Here is a 20,924-nt window from a genome sequence, read left to right as displayed (position 1 = left end):
AAATAAAAAGAATAAACCAATTATGTAAAAGCAGGATAGAGAACCTCTATCCTGAAAGAAAGCGAAGGCCCTTGGCCTGTGCTGTAGGCTTGCTTTTACAATTAAATATCCAGATTCTTTACATAAACCGCATTTTCTTCAATAAAGTTCCGGCGAGGCTCTACCTTGTCACCCATTAGGATTTCAAACGTTTCGTCAGCTTCAATGGCATCCTCAAGATTCACCTGGAGAAGGGTTCTTGATTCCGGATTCATTGTCGTTTCCCAAAGCTGGCCCGGGTTCATTTCCCCAAGTCCTTTATAGCGCTGAATTCCCGGCTTAGGCTGGCTCGGAAGTTCGCCAAGAATTTTATCCAGCTCGCGGTCATTATAGGCATATTCAATCTTTTTGCCCTGCTGGATCTTGTATAGAGGCGGCTGGGCAATATAGATATAGCCAGCCTCAATAATCTGCCTCATATAACGGTAAAAGAACGTTAATAGTAACGTGCGGATATGTGCACCATCGACATCCGCATCCGTCATGATGACAATTTTATGATAGCGGGCCCTGGAGATATCAAAATCTTCGCCTATACCGGTTCCGATTGCGGTAATAATCGCACGGACCTCATTATTGGACAGGATTTTATCCAGGCGGGCTTTTTCTACGTTCAGAATCTTCCCTCTAAGAGGAAGGATCGCCTGGAAATGACGGTCACGCCCCTGCTTGGCAGATCCGCCCGCAGAGTCACCCTCAACCACATAAATTTCGCTTATAGAAGGATCTTTAGAAGAACAGTCAGCGAGTTTACCAGGCAGGCTGGATACTTCAAGAGCACTCTTCCTTCTTGTAAGCTCCCTTGCTTTTTTGGCGGCCAGTCTTGCTCTTGCTGCCATAAGTCCTTTTTCAACAATTTTTCTGGCTACAGCCGGATTTTCGAGCATGAATTTTTCAAGAGCTTCAGAGAAAATCGTATCGGTTGCTGCACGCACCTCAGAGTTTCCAAGCTTCGTTTTGGTCTGCCCTTCAAACTGAGGATCAGGATGTTTAACGGATACAATAGCCGTTAAGCCTTCACGGACATCTTCACCGGAAAGGTTTGCGTCACTCTCTTTAAAGACGCCATTTTTACGTGCATAGTCGTTGATAACCCTTGTTAAGGCTGTCTTAAATCCGGATTCATGCGTACCGCCTTCATAGGTATGAATATTATTGGCAAAAGAATAGATATTGCTTGTAAATCCATCATTATACTGAATGGATACTTCAACAGTAATGCCTTCCCGTTCGCCATCAATATAGATAGGCTCTTCATGAAGAACTTCCTTCGTTCTGTTCAAATGTTCAACGTACGATTTAATTCCACCCTCGTACATATATTCATTTTTCTTGTTTTCTTCACGCTTATCCTCAATCGTGATCTTTAATCCCCTATTCAGGAATGCCAGTTCACGGATGCGGTTTGCAAGTGTTTCATAATCATATTCAAGGGTTTCAGTGAAGATTTCACTGTCCGGCTTAAAGTGGATGGTTGTTCCGGTATGGTCGGATTCGCCGATCACCTCAAGATCTGCACTTGGGACTCCACGCTCAAACTTCTGATAATATTTTTTTCCATCGCGATGGACAAATACTTCCAGCACAGTTGAGAGAGCATTAACCACAGAAGCACCGACTCCATGCAAGCCTCCGGAAACCTTGTATCCTCCGCCTCCGAATTTACCGCCTGCATGCAGAACTGTCATAATGACTTCGACTGCCGGGCGTCCCATTTTTTCGTGGATTCCGACTGGTATACCTCGTCCGTTATCCACTACCGTAATACTATTATCCTTTTCGATAATCACATTGATTTCAGAACAGTAGCCTGCCAGTGCTTCATCAATACTATTATCGACTATTTCCCAAACTAGATGGTGAAGCCCTTTGGCACTTGTTGAACCGATATACATTCCCGGACGCTTCCGAACTGCTTCCAGACCTTCCAGTACCTGTATCTGATTCTCATCATAGGATTGTTCCTGCACTGCCTTTTGCTCCATTGCCACATCGGTCACCTACACTTTCCATTTCACTAATCTATACAAAAGCCTGGCTTCCTGAGTTGAGCCAAACTGTAGTTTTCACTGACTTGCCTTTCATTCCATCAGGGAAGTTCTTCCGGCAGTCCTGCATTTCTTTAAAATTCGTGAACACTTAATTTATGGGATCGTTTCTTTAACGTACCTGAGGATAGCGGAGAAAAATAGATCTTTTCTGTTGTGACGACTACAGATTTATAGGAACCTTTTGCGAGGTTCACAACTGACTCCTCCAGGTTCTCTTTACGCTCTTCCGCATACTCGGAAGCAAGGGCTGTTTCTTTATCAATTATGGCGACAATATCCCTTGCCCGGACCAATACATCTTCACCTATATGGATGTACATGCGATCACCTCACTGAATCTTCTTGATTCTCCCTGCCTCAACACTGAACGCTGCTGCTTCTTTAAGTGTCTGGTGGTCTATTCCATCAACGCTTGTAGTAGTGACAAACGTCTGTACTTTCCCTTGAATGGTATTCAATAAATGGGATTGACGATAATCATCCAATTCCGAGAGGACGTCATCCAGCAGCAGAATGGGATATTCTCCAATTTCAGAATGGATCAGTTCGATTTCGGCAAGCTTAACTGACAGAGCTGTCGTTCTTTGCTGTCCCTGTGAACCGAATGTTTGTACATCGCGCCCATTCACATGAAAAATCAGGTCATCGCGATGCGGCCCAAACATGGTAACGCCCCGGTCTATTTCCCTGTTTTTCACTTTTGCAAATTTATCCTGGTATACTTTAACCATTTTCGACAAATCTTGTTCTTCTGATACCTCGGCAGAAGGCTTGTACTCAATTTTTAAGGTCTCGAGCCCTCTTGATATCCCTTCATGAATCGGCTGTGCCCAATTCTCAAGGAGTCTGAGAAACTCGTAACGCTTTGAAACAATCTTTGCAGCCATCTCAATGAATTGCTCTGTTAAAATCTCAAGCATGGTATGGTCGGTCTGCTTTTTGATCTGGAGCATTTTCAAGTAGTGGTTGCGCTGCTGGAGGATTTTCTGATACTGGCTGATATCATGCAAATAGACAGGTGAAACCTGCCCAATTTCCATATCAATAAAACGACGCCTTACTTGAGGGCTCCCTTTCACAAGATGGAGATCTTCAGGCGCGAACATCACAACATTCATATTGCCGACATACTGGCTTAATTTCTGCTGCTCTATATGATTGCATTTGGCTTTTTTGCCTTTTTTGCTGATGACTAATTGCATTGGCAGGGATCCTTGCCTTTTTTGGACCCTTCCTTCTATTTTAGCATATTCCTGATCCCAGCGAATAAGATCTTTGTCATTTGATGTCCGATGGGACTTTGCCATTGCCAGCACATAGATCGATTCCATGACATTTGTCTTTCCCTGGGCATTCTCACCCAAAATTACATTTACTTTATTTTCGAAATTTACTTCAAGCTCTTCGTAATTCCGGTAATTTTTTAATAGCAACTGCTCTATATGCATAGACGCTACATCCTTTTAAATTTTAACGCTGAGAACAGCGGGCTAGATGATCGTAAATTCACCCACATCCGGAATTTCGATTCTATCCCCGGTTCTTAGCTTTCTTCCCCGTCTTTGATCCTGTTCCCCATTGACGAAGACTTCGTATTCACTCAGGAACCATTTGGCCATTCCGCCTGTTTGAATCACATCAGCAGCTTTTAAAAATTGGCCCAGCGTAATATATTCTGTATCAATTTGAATTTCCGTCATATTTTCACTCTTTCCCATTGTCCGACTTCAAGTGCTGCAGTGATTTCTGCACTTTGGCAAAACAATTTCAGAATGGTATCTAATATTCTATTTTACTAAATAAATCGCAGATACACAAAGAAAACTCGCCTGCAGCTGTTTATTTTCATTATTCCCCTGCAATTGGCCGATATTCTGGCAGATAAGAGGTCAGTTTATAAAAAAAATTAAGCCGCCGGCAAAACCGGCAGCTTTTTCTTAATAAGTCCTTACTGGCAAAATCAATTGCAGGATGGATTCATCGTTTAAAGGTTTGATGATGAATGGTCTCATGGCTCCGGTGAAGCTGATTGTAATTTCAGAGCCTTCAAGTGCTTTTAGGGCATCCATCATGAATTTCGCGCTAAAGGAGATTTTTAATTCTTCGCCTTCTACGGATTTGCTCTGCACTTCTTCGACAACTTTTCCGATTTCAGGTGTGTTGGATGAAATTTCGATTACACCGCCATCAATTGTTGAGAACTTGACCACATTATTGCGGCCTTCTTTTGCCAATAAAGAGGCACGGTCAATAGCCTGCAGGAATTCCTTTGTATTGACGACAACATCTGTTTTGCTGTCTGAAGGGATCAATCTGGATGTATCCGGGTAATTTCCTTCCAGCAGCCTTGAGAAGAACAGCAGATGTTCAGCCTTAAAGAGAACCTGGTTTTCAGTAATAACGATATCGATTAAATCATTGTTGTCATCAAGAATTTTGCTTAGTTCACTTAAGCTTTTTCCCGGAATGACCACATTGTAGCTTTCGCTGGCATTTGTTTCGATTTGCGCTTTTCTTAATGCCAGCCTATGACTATCTGTTGCAATACAGGTTAATGTCCCGTTTTCCACCTTCCAGTTTACACCTGTCAAGATAGGGCGTGTTTCTGAGGTGGACACTGCGAATACCGTTTGGCGAACCATTGCTTTTAATAAGTCTGTAGGAATCTTAAACACATTCTCTTCCTCGATTTGAGGCAAGTGAGGATATTCCTCAGCATCCAGACCATTAAGATTGAATTCAGACTTACCTGAACGGATGACTGTCTGTAAATGGTTTTCAACGCTGATCTCTACACTGTCAGTCGGAAGCTTCTTAACGATTTCGCTGAAGAACTTCGCTTGGAGCACAATGGCACCAGCCTGTTTGATCTCGACAATTTCATCCCCTGCTTCTTCTTTAGGAATAAAAGATTCGATTGAAATATCAGAGTCGCTTCCCGTTAATGTGACTCCTTCTTCAGAAGCGACAATTTTAATCCCCGTTAGGATGGGAATAGTCGTTCTGCTTGTTACTGCTTTCATAACATCCTGGACGCTTTGGACCAAACGGTCGCGCTGGATTATAAATCTCATTTTTTAAATCCTCCAAGCATATTTTAATGGCGTATTGAATATATATATTTTTTATAAAAAAATAGTAGAAGTACTAGTAGGTCCTGTTAGTATGTGGATAACTGCATTTTTTGAAAGGAAACACAGCCTATCCACATGTGGACAGACTGTGTGTAAGTTTGGTCAAGTTATACACATTATACCTTTAGCATTTCATTGATTTCTTTCAGCTGCTTTTCAAATTGTGAATCTGACTGAAGCATCTTTGAAATTTTTTCATGGGCATGAATGACGGTCGTATGGTCCCTTCCGCCAAATTCCTCCCCTATTTTAGGAAGAGAAAAGTCGGTTAATTCCCTTGATAGATACATGGCAATCTGGCGGGGGAATGCGACAGACTTTGTTCGTTTCTTCGCTTTGAAATCCTCAAGCTTTACATTAAAGTGTTCCCCAACCACCCTTTGAATTTCATGGATGGTAATAACTTTCGGTTTGGAGCTTGGAATAATATCCTTTAATGCTTCTGCTGCAAGATCTGCATTAATATCTTTATTTATTAAAGAGGAGTAAGCTACTACACGAATCAGAGCGCCCTCAAGTTCACGGATGTTGGAGTCAATCTGATTGGCAATATACAGCATAACCTCATTAGGAATATCAAGTCCCTCTGCTTTCGCTTTTTTGCGCAGGATCGCAATACGCGTTTCAAGGTCGGGAGGAGTAATATCAGTAATTAGCCCCCATTCAAACCTGGAGCGAAGACGGTCTTCCAGCGTAGGAATTTCCTTTGGAGGACGGTCGCTTGAGATGATGATCTGCTTGCTTTCTTCATGCAAGGTATTAAAAGTATGGAAAAACTCTTCCTGTGTCTGTTCTTTTCCAGCAAGAAACTGAATATCATCGATAAGAAGAACATCCACATTTCGATATTTATCGCGGAAATCTCCCGCTTTGTTATCTCGGATCGAGTTAATGAATTCATTCGTAAATTTCTCGGAAGATAAGTATACGACTTTAGCTGATGGATTATGATCTAATACATAATGGCCGATTGCATGCATAAGGTGAGTTTTTCCGAGTCCAACTCCCCCGTAAATAAATAAAGGATTGTATGCCTTAGCCGGAGCCTCGGCTACAGCAAGTGAAGCTGCATGGGCGAAGCGGTTTCCGGACCCGATGACAAACGTGTCGAATGTATATTTCGGGTTTAGCATCGTTAATGGCAGTTCCTGCTGTTCTTCCTCCGGCTTTTTCTTTTTTGGAGGAAGAGGAAGATCGACTTCTTCTTCACTTTGATTTTGCGGAATGATGAATTTTACTCCTAATTCTTCACCGGTTATGTCATAAAGAATTCCGGAGATCAGCTGGGAATAGCGCTCTTCAAGCCAGTCACGGGCAAACTCATTCGGGGCCTTAACGACTAAAGTGTCTCCCTGCAGAGAATGCGCTTTTGTCGATTTCAGCCATGTATCAAAACTGGGCTTGCTGATTTTTTTCTCGATATTGGCCAGAGCATTATTCCAAAGATCCGCAATGTTTTCCAATGATATCCCTCCTTTTCCATCTATAATTGGGAATTTAGATTACTGTCCAGCTCCGGTGTCTTTCGAAGGACACCTTCCGCTTTTCTTTGTTTCGAGCCACAAAAACGATAGGTTATACACGCTGTATAACCCTGAAGTTTATAAATATACGAAACTGTTTATGTGGAAAAATATATAATAAGGAAGTAAAGTGGAATTTCGACAGTATCCACTGTCTGTGGACAAACTTTTACAAACCCCTTGGATAACCTGTCCACATGTTATCCACAATCTGTGGATAATGAAGATATACACAATGATTTATTAAGTGTTAAAACACAATTATGATAACAGATAATGCTTTTGTCTGCAATGCTTTTTAAACCTTTATCCACAACATGCCATCCCTGTTCATAAAAATTGTCCACAGCCTCTGGTTGTGTGAAAAACTTGTCAATATGTGATGTGGATAATGAAAATGCTGTCGAAATTTTATCCACAGCCCTGTTTTTTTAGAAAATCCAATTCTGAATATCAGATAGAGAGATGCCATTTTTTCGTGGCCAGGTCATCTGGAGACCGTCAGAATTTGCAGTCTAAAATAGCAGCTTTTACAATGAACTAATGAGAAAAACGTGGAAAAATGAAATTTTAGGATGACATTCAGGCAAAAAGAAGGTAAACTTTCTGAGTGGGTTCTTTCAGATATGCAAAAAGAGAAAGAGCAGCAAAGCGTTTTTAAATGTTATTTCGTAAGTTGTTTATTCATAATAAATTTTAACTGCTGAGTTGATTGGAGCGCAGGGCACTTGATCCTCGAAAATGCATTCGCATTTTCTTCGTGCGGTGTTGATTCAAGGAAGCTTATTCAATGTCCTGCGGGAGGCTCCTGTTCCTCCCCGCGGAAAGCAAGTGCCCGCATCGGAGATCAACGAACTAACTTTATAAGAAAAAACAAATTATGAAAGAAAGAGCCGAAACTAATTTTTTTGCCATTGAAGGCAGATTGACTTATATGCATAGTTGACAATTTTCTAGTTACATCTATATAATTAGAAAGACTGTCTTTAACAGCAATTCCTCAGGGAGGTGTCATATATGAAAAGAACTTATCAACCAAACAAGCGTAAAAGAAGCAAGGTTCATGGTTTCCGCAGCCGCATGAGCTCTCCGAACGGACGTAACGTTCTAGCTCGCCGCCGCCGCAAAGGAAGAAAAGTATTATCTGCTTAGGCCACTGAAACGTCAGTGGTCTTTTTTTCCATGTAAAGATAAATGTCCAAGGCGCTCTGCGCTTTTTTGAAAAGGTGATGACATGAAAAAAGAGTTCCGTGTAAAAAAGAATAAAGAATTTCAAGAGGCCTTTAAAAAGGGAAAGTCATTCGCCAACCGTCAATTTGTCGTTTACATCTTGAGAAAAGAGGAGCAGAATCATTTCCGCATTGGCCTTTCTGTCAGTAAAAAAATCGGCAATGCCGTTATGAGGAACCAGATCAAAAGGTATATCCGCCAGGCATTCTTAGAACTGGAGGAGGAAATTAAGCCGCAGTATGATCTGATCGTCATTGCGAGGAAACCGGTGGCAGAAATGGATTTTCATGAAGTTAAAAAGAGTCTGATCCATGTATTGAAGGTTTCGCGGGTTTTGAATAAACCGGGACTTGGAAATACTAAAAATCAATAATCTTTATCTATCTTTATTTTGAAGCACTTCATTTTAAAAGATGGTAAAATAAGATACATATGAGCGTGTGCCCTCTGAGGGGGACAAGCAAATGATATCCATACTATTATCAGGAGCAATTAAGGAGGAAAAAACGGTTGAAGAAACGAATATTCCTATTAATCGGTTTAGTGTTTGTGATGGCCCTTTTATCGGGCTGTACAGAAATCAACCAGCCGATTACATCTGAAAGTGAAGGCTTTTGGAACGAGTATATTGTCTACCCGCTTTCGCTGTTTATTATTAAGGTAGCGGAATTTGCAGGCGGCAGCTATGGACTATCGATTATTATTGTGACGATCATTATCCGGCTGGTCATCCTGCCATTAATGATTAAACAAACGAGAAGTTCAAAAGCGATGCAGGCGATACAGCCAGAAATGCAGAAGCTTCGTGAAAAATACAGCTCAAAAGACCAGAAAACCCAGCAAAAGCTGCAGCAGGAAACAATGGCTTTATTCCAAAAGCACGGCGTTAATCCGCTTGCAGGATGTTTTCCGCTGGTGATTCAAATGCCGATCCTGATCGGTTTCTATCATGCGATTACACGTACGCGCGAAATCGCAAACCATAATTTCCTTTGGTTTGACCTTGGTTCTCCGGATCCAATTTACTTATTGCCTTTAATTGCAGGTGTGACAACGTTCATTCAGCAGAAAATGATGATGGCCGGCACTCAGCATACGGGGCAAATGGCTGCACAAATGAAAATGATGCTTTACCTAATGCCGATTATGATCGTTATTTTTGCCATTAACTTCCCGGCAGCTCTTTCTTTATACTGGGTAGTGGGGAATATCTTCATGATCGTTCAAACGTATTTCATTAAAGGTCCGGACCTGAAAGCTGCAGCGGCCGGAAATGCAGGAGGAGCCAAAAAGTGAAACAAGTAACTGCTACAGGACAGACCGTCAAGGAAGCAGTAGAGTCAGCTTTAGCTCAATTAAACACAACAGAAGACCGCTTAGAGATTACTATCGTTGATGAGGGTAAAAAAGGCATTTTCGGGATTTTCGGATCCCGGCCGGCCGTGGTGAAAGCTGTGAAGAAACCTGATCCGATTGAGGAAGCCGAAAAGTTCCTCAATGACGTCAGCGGGAAAATGGGCGTGACCATTGAAATTGAAACATTAAGGGACGGAAAAAATGTTCAATTTATCCTATCCGGTGAAAAGATTGCTCTTTTAATCGGAAAAAGGGGACAAACGCTCAATTCCCTCCAGTATTTGACACAGCTGGTCATTAACCGCTATGCGGAGCAGTACTTAAATGTAGTGCTTGATGCAGAGGATTACCGGAAAAGACGCCAGGATACCCTGATTCAACTGGCTGAAAGGCTTGCTCAAAAAGCTTTGAAGACGGGAAAAGAAATAGCACTGGAACCTATGCCTTCATATGAACGCAAAGTGATCCATACCGCCCTCGTAAATAATAAGCGAATCAATACGTATTCTGATGGCAATGACCCGCATCGTCATATTGTCATCGCACCAGCCAGAACAAGATAGCAGGAAAAGCGGAAGCGCAGCGCTGTAGCTAGACAGTTATCGACGTTCAAAATATAAAAATTTCTTATATTGCAAATCCCAGTCCATTTACGGATTGGGATTTTTTTTGTCGCACTTTGTCATTTCCCGCAAATTATTAAATCTCAATTGGTTTTATTGTTATTCACATGTGGATAAGTTAAAATAGAGCATATTAATTATGAGACGTGTGGATAATTTTTCAGCGGGTGTATTTAAGCTGGCTGTTGATAAGTAACATGTGACTGATGGACAAGCCGGAATCGCGGGCTGATATGCTTTTCTAAAAAAAAACCATGTGATATTCTATTAATTTGGGGAATCGATATTATTATTTCTAAAGATAAGAAAACTTTCCTTTGACTTGGATAACTGTCTAGCTCCAGGCGCCATCGGCTCGAGGTCATAAGCCAATCCGTCCAAAAGGTTAAAGAACAACCTTTCAGCCGGCTTGTCTTATGCTTGTCGCCGACAAGCGGGCGCCTTCCGCTTTTCGTTATATAGATCGATAAAACAGAAAAAAGAGAGGTGAATGAATTGGAATTTGATACAATAGCCGCGATATCTACTCCGATGGGGGAAGGAGCCATTGCTATTGTCCGCCTGAGCGGTGACCAGGCTTTTGAAATTGCGGACCGGCTGTTCAGAGGAGTGGGAGGCAAGCGTCTAAAGGATGTTGCGTCCCATACCATTCATTATGGACATATTATGGATCCCAAAACCGGACAGATTGCTGAGGAAGTAATGGTTTCGGCCATGAAGGGGCCGAAAACCTTTACTAAAGAAGATGTCATTGAAATCAACTGCCATGGCGGACTGGTTTCCGTAAACCGCGTGCTGCAGCTTTTGCTGAATAATGGTGCACGCCTGGCAGAGCCTGGTGAATTTACAAAGCGCGCCTTTTTGAACGGGCGGATTGATTTATCTCAGGCAGAAGCGGTTATGGATTTAATCCGTGCGAAGACTGACCGGGCTATGAACATGGCACTTGGCCAGATGGAAGGAAGGCTGTCAAAGCTTATTCAGAAGCTTAGGCAGGAAATTCTGGAGATTCTTGCGCATGTAGAAGTCAATATCGACTATCCGGAGTACGATGATGTCGAGGAAATGACCCATCATATGCTGATGGAGAAGGCTTCTTATGTAAAGAAGGAAATCGAAAAGCTTCTTCAGACCTCACAGCAGGGGAAAATTCTGCGTGAAGGACTTTCAACTGTAATCGTCGGACGGCCAAACGTTGGAAAATCTTCCTTATTGAATAGCCTTGTTCACGAGAATAAGGCGATTGTAACAGATATCCCGGGCACAACCCGTGATGTCATCGAAGAATACGTGAATGTAAGAGGAGTGCCTCTCCGCCTTGTTGATACAGCCGGCATTCGCGAAACGGAAGATATCGTGGAACGGATTGGTGTTGAAAAATCAAGGCAGGTATTAAAGGAAGCAGATTTGATTTTGCTCGTGCTCAATTACTCGGATGAATTGACGTCTGAGGATGAAAATATTTTCAAAGCGGTCGAAGGCATGGATGTTATTGTAATTGTCAATAAAACCGACCTTGACCAAAAAATCGACATGAAACGCGTGCGTGAGCTTTCCAAGCATCATAAACTGGTTACAACCTCTTTATTGGAGGATCAGGGAGTCGACGATCTTGAGGAAGCCATTGCTTCTTTATTCTTTGCAGGTTCCATCGAAGCCGGAGATATGACATATGTATCCAATACCCGCCATATTGCCCTATTGAACCAGGCTCAAAATGCCATCGATGAAGCGATGCAGGGTGTTGAGATGGGAACGCCGATTGACATTGTTCAGATTGATTTGACGAGAACATGGGAGCTGCTTGGTGAAATTATTGGTGACAGCGTCCATGAAAGCTTGATCGACCAGTTATTCTCGCAGTTCTGTTTAGGAAAATAGATGATTTAGGCAGGCTGTGTCAGCTGACGCAGCGGAAATAGATTTTTAACTTTTGCAATCGGCTGGCTCAGCCCGTGGCTTTTAAAAGCTTGTGCCTGTGCTTTTCTGATTGCAGCAAAGGAGGCCGCATCATGACATATGAAGCTGGAAGTTATGATGTCATAGTAGTCGGAGCCGGACACGCGGGTGTAGAAGCAGGCCTTGCTTCGGCCCGTCTCGGCGCAAAGACATTAATGATTACAATCAACCTGGATATGGTAGCCTTTATGCCCTGCAACCCTTCAGTCGGAGGTCCTGCAAAAGGGATTGTGGTAAGGGAAATCGATGCTCTTGGCGGAGAAATGGGCAAAAATATTGATAAAACCCATATTCAGATGCGCATGCTCAATACAGGAAAAGGCCCTGCAGTCCGTGCGTTAAGAGCTCAGGCCGATAAATTCACGTATCAGCATGAAATGAAAAAAACGCTGGAAAATGAACCAAACCTGACACTTATTCAGGGAATGGTTGAACGGCTGATTGTCGAAGATGGAGAATGCAGGGGCGTCGTCACCCAGACAGGTGCCGTCTATCATTCAAAAGCCGTAGTTATTACGACCGGAACCTTCTTAAGAGGGGAAATCATCCTCGGTGAGCTCAAGTACTCAAGCGGTCCTAACAACCAGCAGCCGTCCATTAAGCTCTCAGAACACCTGCAGGAGCTTGGCTTTGATCTGGTCCGTTTTAAAACAGGAACACCGCCGCGCGTCAACAGCCACTCCATTGATTACAGCAAAACGGAAATCCAGCCTGGCGATGATGTGCCCAGAGCTTTTTCCTATGAAACGACCAAGTATATTACAGACCAGCTCCCTTGCTGGCTGACGTATACCAATGAAGAAACGCATACATTGATCGACAATAATCTTCATCGCTCGCCAATGTACTCCGGCATGATCAAAGGAACTGGTCCGCGCTATTGCCCGTCAATTGAAGATAAGGTTGTCCGCTTTAACGATAAGCCGCGCCATCAGATCTTCCTGGAGCCTGAAGGCCGGAATACTCAGGAAGTATACGTGCAGGGGCTTTCAACAAGCTTGCCTGAGGATGTGCAGCAGCAGATTCTCAGAACTATCCCGGGACTTGAAAATGTACAGATGATGCGTGCCGGCTATGCGATTGAATATGATTCCATCGTACCTACACAATTATGGCCGACACTTGAAACCAAGAAGGTGAAAAATCTCTTTACTGCAGGCCAGATTAACGGGACATCCGGCTATGAAGAGGCTGCCGGCCAGGGGCTAATGGCAGGCATGAATGCCGGATTAAAATCGCTGGATAAAGAAGAAGTCATTTTAAGCCGATCAGATGCTTATATTGGCGTCCTGATTGACGATCTTGTGACTAAAGGCACGAACGAGCCTTACCGTCTATTGACTTCAAGAGCGGAATACCGTCTGCTGCTTCGCCATGATAATGCCGACCTGCGCTTAACAGAGCTCGGCCGCAAAGTAGGGCTGATCAGTGAAGAACGCTATGGGAAATTCCAGCTGAAAAAACAGGCGATTGAAGAAGAAAAATCACGTTTGCAAGGCATCATCATCAAGCCGACTTCTGATGTGCAGGAGCTGATTAAAAGTCAGGGCGGAAGCGAGCTGAAAGACGGCATCCGCGCCTCTGATCTGCTGAAGCGTCCGGAAATGGCTTATGATCATATCCATCAGCTTATTCCGGCTGAGAATCCACTTGATCCGGATGTTTCCGAACAGGTGGAAATCCAGATCAAGTATGAAGGCTATATTGAAAAGTCACTTCAGCAGGTAGAGCGACTGAAGAAGATGGAGAACAAGAAGATCCCTGAAAACATCGATTATGATGATATTAACGGGTTGGCTTCCGAAGCAAGACAAAAGCTGAAGGAAGTAAGGCCGCTATCTCTCGCGCAGGCTTCTCGAATTTCCGGTGTAAACCCTGCCGATATCTCTATTTTGCTTGTTTATTTAGAACAGGGCAGAATTGCAAGAGTTTCAGCGGAGTAAAAGGGGAAATCCGATCATGTCTGAGAACCGAAAGGATTTATAGATGAATACCGAACAATTTACAGAAATGCTGGCGGCGAAGGGAATTGCCCTTTCGCCACAGCAATTGCAGCAATATGACACATACTATTCCACACTTGTGGAATGGAATGAAAAAATGAATTTAACCGCCATCACGGAAAAGGAAGATGTTTATCTCAAGCATTTTTATGACTCGATAAGCGCTGCTTTTTACTTTGATTTCAACCAGCCGTTAAAGGTTTGTGATGTCGGTGCTGGTGCAGGTTTTCCAAGCATACCGATTAAAATTGCTTTTCCGGGTTTACATATTACAATCGTTGACTCGCTGAATAAACGTATAGGGTTTCTGGAGCATTTAGCGAAGAAGCTTGAGCTTGAGAATGTCCGCTTTATCCATGACCGGGCGGAAACCTTTGGCCAGAACAAAGAGTACCGTGAGTCTTTTGATGTTGTGACAGCACGGGCTGTTGCCAGATTGTCCGTTTTAAGTGAACTTTGTCTGCCTCTGGCAAAAACAGGCGGCACATTTGTTGCTATGAAGGGTGCCAGTGCAAAAGAGGAACTGGATGCCGGCAAAAAGTCCATCTCTGTACTGGGAGGAAAACTTGTGGATTCCCACACGTTTACCTTGCCTGAGGAAGAAAGTGAGCGCAATATTTTAATCATAAAAAAAGAAAAGAGCACTCCTAAAAAGTACCCGCGTAAGCCGGGGACACCCAATAAAACACCAATTGAATAGGGTGCGCAATTTGCCATTGTATGACATAATGGTGTAAACTAATCGATTTTTCCAGATATTTATATTGCTCCTGTCCGGCAGGATTTGTCATGATGATAGAGAATATGTTATAGGGAGTTTCGTAAAGGTGGTGCAGGGTGATGAAGCATTCTTTCTCACGCTTTTTTGGCCTAGGCGAAAAGGGAGAACAAGTTACAGCGGAAAAACCAGCAGAAGAACAATTGGATATTGAAGACTTAAGCGACAGAGAAGAAGTTAAGAAGATACCTATTGATCGAATCGTCCCCAACCGTTTTCAGCCAAGAACGGTGTTTGATGATGAGAAGATAGAAGAGCTTTCTCGGACCATCCATACGCATGGAATCATCCAGCCGATTGTCGTAAGGGAATTTGAGGGTGGCCAGTTTGAAATCATAGCAGGTGAACGCAGATACCGGGCCATGAAAAAACTGGGCTGGGAAGAAGCTCCGGCTATCGTAAAAAATCTAAGTGATACGGAAACGGCTTCAGTGGCTTTAATTGAAAACCTTCAAAGGGAAGAACTGTCTCCGATTGAAGAAGCTGTTGCCTACGGAAAGCTTTTAGAACTGCATAATCTGACACAGGAAGCATTGGCACAGCGCCTTGGAAAAGGCCAGTCAACCGTTGCAAATAAGCTTCGGCTGCTGAAATTGCCGCAGCCTGTCCAGGATGCATTATTAAACAAATCGATTACAGAGCGGCATGCCCGTTCGCTAATCCCGCTGAAAGACCCTGAAAAGCAGGTCGCCCTGCTGCAGGAGATTGTGGAAAAGAATCTGAATGTGAAGCAGACAGAAGACAGGGTTGTCAAAATTCTCGAACAGAAAAATCCAAAGCCGAAGCCGAAGCGCAAAGCATTCAGCAAGGATATGAGAATTGCGGTTAATACGATCCGCCAATCTTTATCCATGGTTTCTGACAGCGGAATTAATCTTGATTCGGAAGAAGAAGAATTTGATGAATTTTATCAAATCACGATTAAGATTCCTAAAAAGAAATAATTTTTTACGCGAAAGATAAAGCGGGGGCATTCCCTGTTTTGTTTTTCGCGTTTTTTTGAAGGAACGATAAAAAGACTATTAGAATCTTCTTATTTTTTACAAAAAAAATATTCTGCCCTGTTTTTCATGATAAAATAGACTACGTGATTTAACGATTCTAATAAATTTGCAGATAAATAGATTGTAATACTGATAGATGAAAGCAGGTGACACCGTGGGCAAGATTTTAGCCGTTGCGAACCAGAAAGGCGGAGTCGGCAAAACGACCACTTCTGTCAATCTTGGCGCATGCCTGGCATACATAGGGAAGAAAGTGCTGCTGGTCGACATTGATCCGCAGGGTAACGCAACAAGCGGAATCGGCATTGAAAAAGCAGATGTCGATCATTGCATCTATGACGTTCTCGTTGATGATGTGGAAGCATCAAAGGTTATAAAGCCAACTTCTGTAGAGAATTTATACGCTATCCCGGCAACCATTCAGCTGGCAGGCGCAGAAATTGAACTGGTGCCGACCATCTCACGGGAAGTAAGATTAAAGAGGGCTCTGGAAGAAGTGAAGGCAAATTTTGATTATGTTATTATTGACTGTCCTCCTTCCCTTGGATTACTGACCATTAACTCGCTGACTGCTTCAGATGCCGTCATCATACCAGTGCAATGTGAGTACTATGCGCTTGAGGGTCTGAGTCAGCTTCTGAATACGGTCCGCCTTGTGCAGAAGCATCTGAATCATGATTTGAAAATTGAAGGCGTTCTGCTGACGATGCTTGATGCCCGTACAAATCTTGGCATTCAGGTCATTGAAGAAGTGAAAAAATATTTTCAGGATAAAGTATATAAAACAATCATTCCCCGCAATGTACGGCTGGGAGAAGCTCCGAGCCATGGAGAACCTATCATTACTTATGATCCGAAGTCACGCGGAGCTGAAGTATATTTAGAACTGGCAAAGGAAGTGGTTTCAAATGGCTAAAGGTTTAGGAAAAGGTCTGAATGCTTTTTTCAATAATATTGAAACCGAAAAAGAAGAAACTGTGCAGGAAGTCAAAATAAAGGACATCCGTCCCAACCCTTATCAGCCGCGCAAAGTGTTTGAAAAGGAAGCCATCGAGGAATTGAAGCAGTCCATCCTTGAACACGGAATTCTGCAGCCGATAATCGTCCGCAAAAGCATCAAGGGCTATGAGATTGTAGTCGGGGAGCGCCGCTACCGGGCAGCAAAAGAAGCGAATCTTGAGAGAGTTCCTGTAGTCGTTCGGGAATTAACCGAACAGCAGATGATGGAGCTCGCTGTTCTTGAAAATCTGCAGCGTGAAGACTTAACTCCCATTGAAGAAGCGGCTGCATACCAGCTGTTAATGGAGAAGCTTAAGGTGACACAAGAGGAGCTGGCCAAGCGCCTTGGAAAAAGCAGGCCGCATATTGCGAACCATATCAGGCTCCTGTCCCTTCCTCCAAAAATCCAAGGGCTGATCTCGGAAGGCAAAATCTCCATGGGCCATGGCAGAGCACTATTGGGTCTGCGAAAAAAAGAGAAGCTGCAGGCGCTCGTTGAAAAAACAGTTAAAGACGGCTTAAATGTCCGTCAGCTTGAACAGCTGATTCAGCAGCTGAATGATGTTTCACGTGAAACGAAAAAGCAAAATGCACCAAAAGATATTTTTATTAAGGAACGCGAATCCTCTCTCAGAGAAAGATTCGGAACCACCGTCCATATTAAACAGTCCAAAAACAAGGGGAAAATAGAGATTGAATTTTTCTCAAAAGAAGATTTGGAACGCATTATGGAACTTTTAGAAACCAATTCGTAAGCCATCTTAATGATGGTTTATTTTTTTACAGGATTCCATAAAAAAAGATTGTAGGTCAGTACCTTTCGTGGTAATTTTAATAGAAAATAATTCGCATTGCGAAATAATAAGGTGAAGAATATGTTTTTGCTAGGTACGCTTGTGAATGGATTATTGATTATTATTGGAACACTGCTTGGGAAATTGCTCCATCGCATTCCTGAAAGCATGAAGGGCACGGTGATGCATGCGATCGGCCTGGCTGTCATGGTGCTCGGCCTGCAAATGGGCTTGAAGAGCGAGAATTTCCTGGTTGTGATTTTAAGCCTTGTTTTCGGGGCGGTTATTGGGGAATCCTTAGCTCTCGAAGATAAGCTGAACCAACTTGGCGATTGGCTCGAAAGAAAAATCGGCTCAAAAGGCCAGGGAAGCATTTCCCAGGGCTTCGTAACGGCTACGCTTATCTTTGTCATTGGCGCTATGGCCATTATCGGCGCGCTCGACAGCGGCATCCGCGGCAATCACTCGGTTCTTTATACCAAATCGATTATTGACGGCTTCACCTCCCTCATCTTGACGACTACATTAGGGATTGGTGTACTTTTTTCAGCTTTTCCGGTTATGCTCTATGAAGGACTCATTGCCCTTTTTGCCACCCAGATCGACCGGTTTGTCCCCCAGCTTCTTATGGACAGCTTTATTAAGGAAATGACCGCGACAGGCGGAATCATGATCTTTGCGATTGGTCTGAATCTGACAGGAATTACAAAGATCAGAGTTGCGAACCTGCTTCCTGGAATTGTGGTTACGGGGATTATTGTGTCGGTTGTTTATTTTTATGGGATTTATTTTTAGGTGATGGGGATTTAATTGTTAGTGCGGTGGTGTGAAGCATGTGCACCGGAATTTATTGTGCTTGCGGCGCCTGTCAAAACCTCTGGGTGCAGCGCATAAACTAATGGAATTGACGCAAAAGCCGGCTGCAGCAGCGCATAAAATAGGAATAACAGCGCGAAAAGATGTGAGAACGGCGCATAAATCGGGTGAGCGCGCAAAAGTATCATCAGATAGCGCATAAACTAACCAAATCAGCGCAAAAAGATGTGCCAACAGAGCAATCCCCTCCCCTCCCCCAGCTAACCAAAAAAGCCGCAGGCCGATTTCCCCTGCGGCTTCCTATTCATTAAGGTGTTTGTTCACGGTTCAGTTCCCACTTGAATGCAGGCCATGCTGGCGCTGTCTGGTGGGTCAGGCTTGCTTCATAGATGCCGCCTGCGATGGTTTTGGCCATTTTCAGGACGAGGTTGAGCCTTGTGTTCTGGAGGACGAAGAATTCCATAAATCCGCTGACGTTGACGATGCCGGTTATGTGCATGTCTCCTACTTCCGGCAGGTCTTTATTAACTCCGGCGCCAGGCTTGACAGGGCCTTCTCCGATTTGAATGACTCCGACGCTTTTTAAGCGGCCCAGGCAGGCGTCGATCCCGATGATAAAGGGATTAAAATGTTTCTTTTTAATTTCATTCAGTTTTTCTTCCAGGTTTACGGCATGGATTGGGTCCTCCAGTGTTCCGTATACATGGAAAGATGAAATGGATTTTTCCTCGAGGAGTGTGCCGACCAGCGGACCTAATGAATCGCCTGTAGAGCGGTCTGTGCCAATGCAGACAAAAACGATGGGACGGCAGCTGATGCCCGCAGGCAGAATATTCTTCAGTTCAGCAGCCAATTTTTCAGCAGAGTTTGTTTCTTCATGCGAGATTCTGGCAGAAGCCCCGCCTTTTTTGTCAAACAAGTTCGGTTTGAAGTTCATATAGGTCCACTCCCTCTTTATTCCTTGCCATGCCCGAAAAACAAGTATTTATACGTTTTTAACAGTATACGGAATTTTTGTGTAATCTATACATACCTGTATTATTTAATCGTTAAACAATCGGGTTTTTAACTGTTAAGCCATGAGAAAAATTGATAAAATAATTTTGTTTTACAAAGGGATTCGCACTGAGGGGCAAGATGCAGTATAATTTCATACAAGTTAAAGGCTTGAAATTTTGAACGTGATTACTGTCTAGTTCCAGGCGCCATCGGCTCTCGGGTCTAAGCTTGTCTAGTTTCGGATCCTGGGGACTCGAGGTCATAAGCCGTTCCTGGGCAGTCACCTCAACATTTCTTTCAATCCGTCCAAAAGGTTAAAGAACAACCTTTCAGCCGGCTCGCCTAATGCTTGAGGCCCACAGGACAAGTAAGGCTTCGTCAGCCTAAACATCGCACGACCGAAAGTGACAGCTTTTGGGAGGACGTGGCGTTTTTAGTCTGCGTGCCTTTATTAAGCGGGCGCTTTCCGCTTTTCTATATTTTCACTAATTTAAAGCAGGTGAAACCATGAGTCCTATTGAAAAAATGACAAACGGTATGATAGATAAGATTTCGAATGAAGAAACGTGGATAACCATTGGGGAAGGCATCTTTAAAGTTATAGCGATTCTGATCGTGACGAGCATTCTGATCAGGATCGGCAAGCTGGCCATCCGTAATATTTTTAAAGTTAGGACGCCGTCAAGGCTCCGAATCTCAGAGCGCAGGGAAGCCACCCTTCTGAAGCTGCTGGAGAATATGCTCACATACGTGGCGTTTTTCGTTGCGGCGATCATGATATTATCGGTGCTGACAATTGATGTAAAAGCTCTTTTGGCCGGTGCCGGAATCGTAGGATTGGCTGTTGGGTTTGGGGCACAAAGTCTTGTAAAGGACATTATCACCGGATTTTTTATCATTTTTGAAGATCAGTTTTCGGTTGGGGATTATATCCGGATTGATCAATTTGAAGGAACGGTAGAAGAAATCGGATTGAGGACGACAAAGATAAAAAACTGGACAGGTGAAGTTCATATCCTTCCGAACGGAAGCATTATGCAGGTGACCAATTTTTCATTAAATAATAGTGTGGCTTTTGTGGATGTCAGCATTGCGTATGAAGGCGATATTGTAAAGGTTGAACAGGTCCTTCAGGAATTATTCGAAAAGCTCCCGGAAAAATATGAGGATATGGTTAAGCCGCCGGAAATTCTGGGCATCCAAAATATGGCGGCAGCTGATGTGATGCTGCGTGTAGTTTCAGAAACACTGCCAATGAGGCACTTTTATATTGCGCGCCAGCTGCGGAAGGAAATTAAGCTTTGTTTAGATGAGCATGGCATTGAAATTCCGTTCCCGCGACTTGTGATGTACACACGGAATGAACAGGATAACCCAAAACTGAATGCGGAGGGATAAACATGGAGCAAAAAGAATTTGATTTACATGATGTGGTGGAAATGAAAAAGCCACACCCATGCGGGGTTAACAAGTGGAAAATCATCCGGATGGGAGCAGATATCCGCATTAAGTGCGAAGGCTGCGGACACAGCGTAATGATCCCAAGAAGGGAATTCGCCCGCAAAATGAAGAAAATTCTTGTTAAGCATGAGGAATAAGAGACAAACTGCAGGGAG

General features: G+C 43.4%; 20 protein-coding genes. 13 read left to right on the top strand and 7 right to left on the bottom strand.

Annotation, left to right across the window (positions count from 1 at the left end; all coding sequences use genetic code 11):
- Positions 1-101 precede the first annotated feature (101 nt).
- The 6 genes from gyrB to dnaA form a co-directional block, all read right to left on the bottom strand.
- The gene (gene gyrB / locus ACXAD1_RS24350; protein ID WP_370221587.1) at positions 102-2,024 is read right to left on the bottom strand and encodes a DNA topoisomerase (ATP-hydrolyzing) subunit B; all 1,923 of its coding nucleotides are present in this window, start codon (positions 2,022-2,024) and stop codon (positions 102-104) included.
- A gap of 137 nt (positions 2,025-2,161) precedes the next feature.
- On the bottom strand, positions 2,162-2,410 hold the full coding sequence (gene remB, locus ACXAD1_RS24345; protein ID WP_206841044.1) for an extracellular matrix regulator RemB: 249 nt from the start codon (positions 2,408-2,410) through the stop codon (positions 2,162-2,164).
- 9 nt (positions 2,411-2,419) lie between these two features.
- Positions 2,420-3,538 (bottom strand): DNA replication/repair protein RecF, encoded by a 1,119-nt coding sequence (recF, locus tag ACXAD1_RS24340; protein ID WP_206841041.1) that lies wholly within the window; start codon positions 3,536-3,538, stop codon positions 2,420-2,422.
- A 42-nt stretch (positions 3,539-3,580) separates the two neighbouring features.
- Positions 3,581-3,790, bottom strand: coding sequence for a S4 domain-containing protein YaaA (gene yaaA / locus ACXAD1_RS24335; protein ID WP_474911245.1), 210 nt, complete (start codon positions 3,788-3,790; stop codon positions 3,581-3,583).
- Positions 3,791-4,027: 237 nt separating this feature from the next.
- Entirely contained in the window at positions 4,028-5,164 is a 1,137-nt protein-coding gene (gene dnaN / locus ACXAD1_RS24330; protein WP_275721015.1) for a DNA polymerase III subunit beta, read from the bottom strand.
- Between the two features lie 176 nt (positions 5,165-5,340).
- Complete coding sequence (gene dnaA / locus ACXAD1_RS24325) at positions 5,341-6,687, bottom strand: chromosomal replication initiator protein DnaA (RefSeq protein ID WP_206841037.1); 1,347 nt, start codon at positions 6,685-6,687, stop codon at positions 5,341-5,343.
- A 1,077-nt stretch (positions 6,688-7,764) separates the two neighbouring features.
- Between dnaA and rpmH the strand changes: the two genes are divergently transcribed.
- The 11 genes from rpmH to ACXAD1_RS24270 all read left to right on the top strand — a co-directional run bounded on the left by rpmH (position 7,765) and on the right by ACXAD1_RS24270 (position 18,288).
- Positions 7,765-7,899: a 50S ribosomal protein L34 gene (gene rpmH, locus ACXAD1_RS24320; RefSeq protein ID WP_019382473.1), complete on the top strand. Its 135-nt coding sequence runs from the start codon at positions 7,765-7,767 to the stop codon at positions 7,897-7,899.
- 82 nt (positions 7,900-7,981) lie between these two features.
- On the top strand, positions 7,982-8,350 hold the full coding sequence (gene rnpA / locus ACXAD1_RS24315; protein WP_206841035.1) for a ribonuclease P protein component: 369 nt from the start codon (positions 7,982-7,984) through the stop codon (positions 8,348-8,350).
- A 137-nt stretch (positions 8,351-8,487) separates the two neighbouring features.
- Entirely contained in the window at positions 8,488-9,273 is a 786-nt protein-coding gene (gene spoIIIJ, locus ACXAD1_RS24310; RefSeq protein ID WP_206841033.1) for a YidC family membrane integrase SpoIIIJ, read from the top strand.
- Entirely contained in the window at positions 9,270-9,896 is a 627-nt protein-coding gene (gene jag / locus ACXAD1_RS24305; protein ID WP_474911244.1) for an RNA-binding cell elongation regulator Jag/EloR, read from the top strand. The genes spoIIIJ and jag overlap by 4 nt, the downstream gene beginning before the upstream one ends.
- 555 nt (positions 9,897-10,451) lie before the next feature.
- Positions 10,452-11,837, top strand: a complete 1,386-nt coding sequence (mnmE, locus tag ACXAD1_RS24300; RefSeq protein WP_206841030.1) for a tRNA uridine-5-carboxymethylaminomethyl(34) synthesis GTPase MnmE — start codon at positions 10,452-10,454, stop codon at positions 11,835-11,837.
- A gap of 131 nt (positions 11,838-11,968) precedes the next feature.
- Positions 11,969-13,858, top strand: a complete 1,890-nt coding sequence (gene mnmG, locus ACXAD1_RS24295) for a tRNA uridine-5-carboxymethylaminomethyl(34) synthesis enzyme MnmG (protein ID WP_206841027.1) — start codon at positions 11,969-11,971, stop codon at positions 13,856-13,858.
- A gap of 43 nt (positions 13,859-13,901) precedes the next feature.
- Complete coding sequence (gene rsmG / locus ACXAD1_RS24290) at positions 13,902-14,618, top strand: 16S rRNA (guanine(527)-N(7))-methyltransferase RsmG (RefSeq protein WP_474911243.1); 717 nt, start codon at positions 13,902-13,904, stop codon at positions 14,616-14,618.
- A 140-nt stretch (positions 14,619-14,758) separates the two neighbouring features.
- Positions 14,759-15,640, top strand: a complete 882-nt coding sequence (noc, locus tag ACXAD1_RS24285; protein ID WP_370221581.1) for a nucleoid occlusion protein — start codon at positions 14,759-14,761, stop codon at positions 15,638-15,640.
- A gap of 214 nt (positions 15,641-15,854) precedes the next feature.
- Positions 15,855-16,616 carry a ParA family protein gene (locus tag ACXAD1_RS24280; protein WP_206841021.1) on the top strand — a complete coding sequence of 254 codons (762 nt, stop codon included), beginning with the start codon at positions 15,855-15,857 and terminating at the stop codon, positions 16,614-16,616.
- Complete coding sequence (locus tag ACXAD1_RS24275) at positions 16,609-17,454, top strand: ParB/RepB/Spo0J family partition protein (RefSeq protein WP_206841020.1); 846 nt, start codon at positions 16,609-16,611, stop codon at positions 17,452-17,454. Before ACXAD1_RS24280 ends, ACXAD1_RS24275 begins: the two co-directional genes overlap by 8 nt.
- A gap of 120 nt (positions 17,455-17,574) precedes the next feature.
- Positions 17,575-18,288, top strand: a complete 714-nt coding sequence (locus ACXAD1_RS24270) for a DUF554 domain-containing protein (RefSeq protein ID WP_474911242.1) — start codon at positions 17,575-17,577, stop codon at positions 18,286-18,288.
- 328 nt (positions 18,289-18,616) lie between these two features.
- Here the strand turns inward: ACXAD1_RS24270 and yyaC are convergent, their stop codons facing one another.
- Positions 18,617-19,246, bottom strand: coding sequence for a spore protease YyaC (gene yyaC, locus ACXAD1_RS24265; RefSeq protein ID WP_206841016.1), 630 nt, complete (start codon positions 19,244-19,246; stop codon positions 18,617-18,619).
- Between the two features lie 569 nt (positions 19,247-19,815).
- On the opposite strand from yyaC, the gene ACXAD1_RS24260 reads away from it, so the two are divergent.
- Together ACXAD1_RS24260 and ACXAD1_RS24255 are read left to right on the top strand one after the other, a co-directional pair.
- On the top strand, positions 19,816-20,706 hold the full coding sequence (locus tag ACXAD1_RS24260) for a mechanosensitive ion channel family protein (RefSeq protein WP_474911241.1): 891 nt from the start codon (positions 19,816-19,818) through the stop codon (positions 20,704-20,706).
- A gap of 2 nt (positions 20,707-20,708) precedes the next feature.
- Positions 20,709-20,906, top strand: a complete 198-nt coding sequence (locus ACXAD1_RS24255; RefSeq protein WP_061793278.1) for a DUF951 domain-containing protein — start codon at positions 20,709-20,711, stop codon at positions 20,904-20,906.
- Positions 20,907-20,924: the final 18 nt, after the last annotated feature.

The organism is Cytobacillus sp. ABV4_503, assembly GCF_056158445.1.
Note: the sequence above shows the minus strand (reverse complement) of the source record. Positions and strands in the feature narration are given on the sequence as shown.